The sequence below is a fragment of the Acidovorax sp. genome (assembly GCF_047607405.1).
Taxonomy (GTDB): Bacteria; Pseudomonadota; Gammaproteobacteria; order Burkholderiales; family Burkholderiaceae_C; genus Acidovorax.
On sequence record NZ_JASGDA010000132.1, the window covers coordinates 1 to 4,776 of the forward strand.

Here is a 4,776-nt window from a genome sequence, read left to right on the forward strand (position 1 = left end):
CGGGCCGCCGCCGCCCGGGCGGCCTGGGCCGCCTCCGCCGTGCTCGGGGCGCGGCTGGCGCGGGGCCATCTGCATCACATAGATTTGCCCGTTGCCGTCTTCGATGTGAAACGCCACGGCCTCACCCGGCTCGGCGGGCTGGCGCGTGGACAGGCCGCGCAGCACCTCCCGGCCCGCCGGGTCGCGCAGCACCATCTCGCGCGAGGGGGGCACGAAAGGCGGCTGCTCGCTGCTGGCCTTTTGCTCCTCGGCCATGCGCCAGGCCCAGCCCACGGCGAGGGTGAGCACCACGATGGCGCCCACCGAAGTCAGCCAGATGCGCAGGGACAGGCGGCGCGAGACAGGATTGGACATATCAGCGATCCATAGCGCTGCGCACTACCCACGGCCTATGAAACCGGCGCGGCCCAAGGCCAGCGGACGCCGTGGAGCGGGCTTGGCCCGGCCACTGGCGTCGTCCCCCTGCCCGCGCACAGCGCGAGAGCGGGGGGAAGGCCCGCAGGGCCTCAGGGGGGTGTTCCATTTCAATCTTGCTGCTTGGCAAAGACGTAGCCCACGCCGCGCACGGTGAGGATGCGGCGCGGGTTCTTGGGGTCGGCCTCGATGGCGGCGCGGATGCGGCCCATGTGAACGTCGATGCTGCGGTCGAAGGCCTCCAGCTCGCGGCCGCGCACGGCTTCCATGATCTGGTCGCGGGTGAGCACGCGGCCCGCGCGCTCGGCCAGGGCGACGAGCAGGTCGAACTGGTAGGACGTGAGGTCCGCCGGTTGCCCGCCCACGGTGACGGTGCGCGCGTCGCGGTCGATCTCCAGCGAGCCGAAGCGCAGCACCTGCGCGGCGGGCGCGCTGGCGCCGCCTGCGCCATCGGCACGGCGGCGCAGGATGGCGCGGATGCGCGCCAGCAGCTCGCGCGGCTCGAACGGCTTGGGCAGGTAGTCGTCGGCGCCCAGCTCCAGGCCGATGATGCGGTCCATGGGGTCGCCCTTGGCGGTGAGCATGAGCACGGGCACCTGCGCGGCGGGGCCCTGCAGCGCGCGGATGCGGCGGCAGACCTCCAGGCCGTCGATGTCGGGCAGCATCAGGTCCAGGATCACCAGGTCGGGCAGGGCCGGGCCCTGCTGCAGCTGCGCCAGGCCGCTGCCGCCGTCGGCGCAGTGCGCGACCTGCAGGCCCGACTGGCCCAGGTATTCGCCCACCATCTGCGCGAGGCGGGCGTCGTCTTCGATCATCAAGAGTTGTGCGCTCATGGGGGGCATCCTGCGGCGGGGGTATCTCGCTAGGTTGAAGTGGCGGTAAAGTTAGGTAAACCGCTTCTGTTTTGATAGCTGCCAGTGCCCGTCCATCAAGCACTGGGGGCTGTTTTTATTCTGGATGCCAGCCACACCAGCCCCAGCACCGGCACCCCCAGCAGGGCCGTGGAGACGAAGAACTGCGCGTAGCCGAAGGCGTTGACGTAGTCGCCCGAGAAGCCCGCGATGAACTTCGGGGCCAGCAGCATCATGGAGCTGAACAGCGCGTACTGCGTGGCCGAGTAGCTCACGTTGGTCAGGCTCGACAGGTAGGCGATGAACGCGGCCGAGGCGATGCCGCCCGCCAGGTTGTCGGCCGACACCACGGCGATCAGCGCCGTCACGTCGTGCCCGTGGCCCGCGAGCCAGGCGAACAGCAGGTTGCTGGCGGCGCTCAGGATGGCGCCCAGCATCAGCACGCGCATGACGCCCAGGCGCATGGCCAGAACGCCGCCCACGAAGGCGCCCGCCAGCGTCATCACCACGCCGTAGATCTTGGTGACGGCGGCCACCTCGTCCTTGGTGTAGCCCATGTCCACGTAGAACGGGTTGGCCATGATGCCCATCACCACGTCGCTGATGCGATAGACGGCGATGAGCGCCAGGATCAGCGCCGCATGCCAGCCGTAGCGGCGCAGAAAGTCGGCGAACGGCGCCACCACCGCGCCCTGGACCCACTCGGCCGCGTTGCGCGCCGGGGGCAGCGCCACGGGCGCGGGCTCGCGCGAGAACAGCACGGTGACGATGCCCACCGCCATCGACGCCGCCATGGCCAGGTAGGCCGTCTGCCACGCGCCGTTTTGGTACGCGGCGACCTGCCCCGCCACCTCGGCCCGCGCAGCGATCCACAGCACGCCCGCGCCCGCCCAGATCATGGCGAGCCGGTAGCCCGTCTGGTACGACGCGGCCAGCGCGGCCTGGCGACTGGCGTCGGCGGACTCGATGCGGAAGGCGTCCAGCGCGATGTCCTGCGTGGCCGAGCCGAAGGCCACCGCCAGCGCGCACCCTACGATGGGGCCGAGCGCGAGAAGCGGGTCGGCCACGGCCATGCCCACCAGGCCCGCCACGATCGCGCACTGCGACAGCAGCAGCCAACTGCGCCGCCGCCCCAGGGCGCGCGTCAGCAGCGGGATGGGCATGCGGTCCACCAGCGGCGCCCAGGCCCACTTGAAGGCATAGGCCAGGCCCACCCAGCTCAGGTAGCCGATGGTGCTGCGGTCGATGCCCGCCTCGCGCAGCCTGAACGACAGCGTGCCCAGCACCAGCAGCAGCGGCAGCCCGGCGGAAAAGCCCAGGGCGAGCATGCGCAGGCTGGCGGGCTCCAGATAGACGCGCAGGGTCTGCAGCCAGGGGGTTTTTGGGGGGGGGTGGGGGCTGGTGTCCGTCATGAAGGCGTCTATTATTCCCGCCCATGTGCCTGCGCTGCTCCGCCCTTTCATCCCCCTGGTCTTCGCGCCGCGCCTTCCTGCTGGCCGCCGGTGCAGGTGCTGCGGGTGCCGCCACGCCCGCGCTGGCGCAGGTGGACGTGGGCGATGCGTCCAGCCTGCGCAAGCTGGTGCCCGCCGAGACGCTGGAGCAGTCCGCCGCCCGGCAATACCGGCAGATGCTGGAGCAGGCCCGCGCCAAGCGCGCCCTGGCGCCCCAGGGGCACCCGCAGTTGCAGCGCCTGCATGCCATCGCCGGGCGGCTGATCCCGTTCACCGCGCCGTGGAACGAGCGGGCCCGGCAGTGGCGCTGGGAGGTCAACCTGATCGGCAGCCAGCAGATCAACGCCTTCTGCATGCCGGGCGGCAAGATCGCGTTCTACACCGGCATCCTGGACCAGCTCAAGCTGACGGACGACGAGGTGGCCATGGTCATGGGCCACGAAATGGCCCACGCCCTGCGCGAGCACGCGCGCGAGCGCATCGCCAAGACGCAGGGCACCAACCTGGCGCTGCGCCTGGGCTCGGCGCTGCTGGGCCTGGGCGACCTGGGCAACGCGGCGGCCAACCTGGGCGGGCAACTGCTCACCTTGCAGTTCAGCCGCAGCGACGAGAGCGAGGCCGACCTGGTAGGCCTGGAGCTGGCCGCCCGCGCGGGCTACAACCCCCGGGCCGCCGCGAGCCTGTGGCAGAAGATGGGCAACGCCACGGGCAGCCGGCAGGGCGGGCTGGCGTTCCTGTCCACCCACCCCTCGGGGCCCGCGCGCATCAAGGAGCTGGAGCAGAACGTACCCCGCGTGCAGGGGCTGTACGAGGCGGCAAAACGCTCCTGATTTTGTAGCTGATGGCGCTTATGGGATAAGCGCTGGAGGCCGATTTGGCTTGAAATCAGCCAGCGTTCAGCTGCTGCTCCAGGTCGTGCAGCACCTGGTAGCACGGCAGCACCTGGGCCACGCTGGCGTTGGGCTCGCGGCCTTCGCGGATGGCGGCGAAGAACTCGCGGTCTTGCAGCTCGATGCCGTTCATCGACACGTCCACTTGGCTCACGTCGATCTTTTCTTCCTTGCCGTTGAACAGGTCGTCGTAGCGTGCGATGTAGGTTCCCGTGTCGCCGATGTAGCGGAAGAAGGTGCCCAGCGGGCCGTCGTTGTTGAAGCTCAAACTCAGCGTGCAGATCGCGCCGTTGGCGGCCTTCAGCTGGATGCTCATGTCCATGGCGATGCCGAGTTGATTGTGGATGGGGCCTTGCACGGCGTTGGCCCTGACGATGGGGCTGCCGCACTGGTAGGCGAACAGGTCCACGGTGTGCGCGGCGTGGTGCCACAGCAGGTGGTCTGTCCAACTGCGCGGCTGGCCCAGGGCGTTCATGTTGGTGCGTCGGAAGAAGTAGGTCTGCACGTCCATCTGCTGGATGTTGAATTCGCGCGCCGTGATCTTCTTGTGGACCCACTGGTGGCTGGGGTTGAAGCGGCGCGTGTGGCCGCACATGGCGACGAGGCCGGTCTGCTTTTGCAGCGCCACCACCTTCTCGCCGTCGGCCAGCACGTCGCACAGCGGGATTTCGACCTGCACGTGCTTGCCCGCTTGCAGGCAGGCGATGGACTGGCTGGCGTGCATCTGCGTGGGGGTGCAGAGGATGACGGCGTCCACCTCCTTGATGGCCAGGCTGTCGGCCAGCTCGGTGGTGACGTGCTTGATGCCGTACTTGTCGGCCACTTCCCGGGTCTTGTCCAGGTCGCGGCTGACGAGGGAGACGACTTCGACATCGGGGATGTTCTTGATGCCGTCCAGGTGCTTGATGCCGAAGGCGCCTGCGCCTGCCAGGGCTACTTTGATGGTCATGGTTAGAGCGTGTTATGCACTTTTACGTGCCCGCGAAAGCCGGGGAAAGGCCCGGCAACTAGGCGCAGGACGCGCCGCGGTATGGATACCGCAAGCGGCCTGCAACAACGTGGCCGGGCCTTTCCCCGGCTTTCCCGAAGGGTTGGGCCAAAAGGCCAGCGCTCGCGGTGTTGCAGCCCTTGCCAAGGCCACCAGCCTTGGCGGCGGCGCGCGCCTTGCGA

General features: G+C 69.3%; 4 protein-coding genes and 1 pseudogene. 1 reads left to right on the forward strand and 4 read right to left on the reverse strand.

The features are described from left to right. From QM569_RS15895 to QM569_RS15905, 3 genes and pseudogenes are all read right to left on the reverse strand, one after another. Positions 1-354: pseudogene (locus QM569_RS15895) on the reverse strand (two-component sensor histidine kinase); the annotation flags it as partial. Between the two features lie 170 nt (positions 355-524). Continuing rightward, positions 525-1,247, reverse strand: a complete 723-nt coding sequence (locus tag QM569_RS15900; RefSeq protein ID WP_414988210.1) for a response regulator — start codon at positions 1,245-1,247, stop codon at positions 525-527. 95 nt (positions 1,248-1,342) lie between these two features. Beyond that, entirely contained in the window at positions 1,343-2,677 is a 1,335-nt protein-coding gene (locus QM569_RS15905; RefSeq protein ID WP_414988211.1) for an AmpG family muropeptide MFS transporter, read from the reverse strand. Positions 2,678-2,700: 23 nt separating this feature from the next. Here QM569_RS15905 and QM569_RS15910 point away from each other — a divergent pair, with 23 nt between their 5' ends. Next, complete coding sequence (locus QM569_RS15910; protein ID WP_414988212.1) at positions 2,701-3,546, forward strand: M48 family metallopeptidase; 846 nt, start codon at positions 2,701-2,703, stop codon at positions 3,544-3,546. 55 nt (positions 3,547-3,601) lie between these two features. Here QM569_RS15910 and QM569_RS15915 read toward each other — a convergent pair whose 3' ends face one another. Beyond that, positions 3,602-4,555 (reverse strand): Gfo/Idh/MocA family oxidoreductase, encoded by a 954-nt coding sequence (locus QM569_RS15915; protein WP_414988213.1) that lies wholly within the window; start codon positions 4,553-4,555, stop codon positions 3,602-3,604. Between the last annotated feature and the right edge of the window lie 221 nt (positions 4,556-4,776).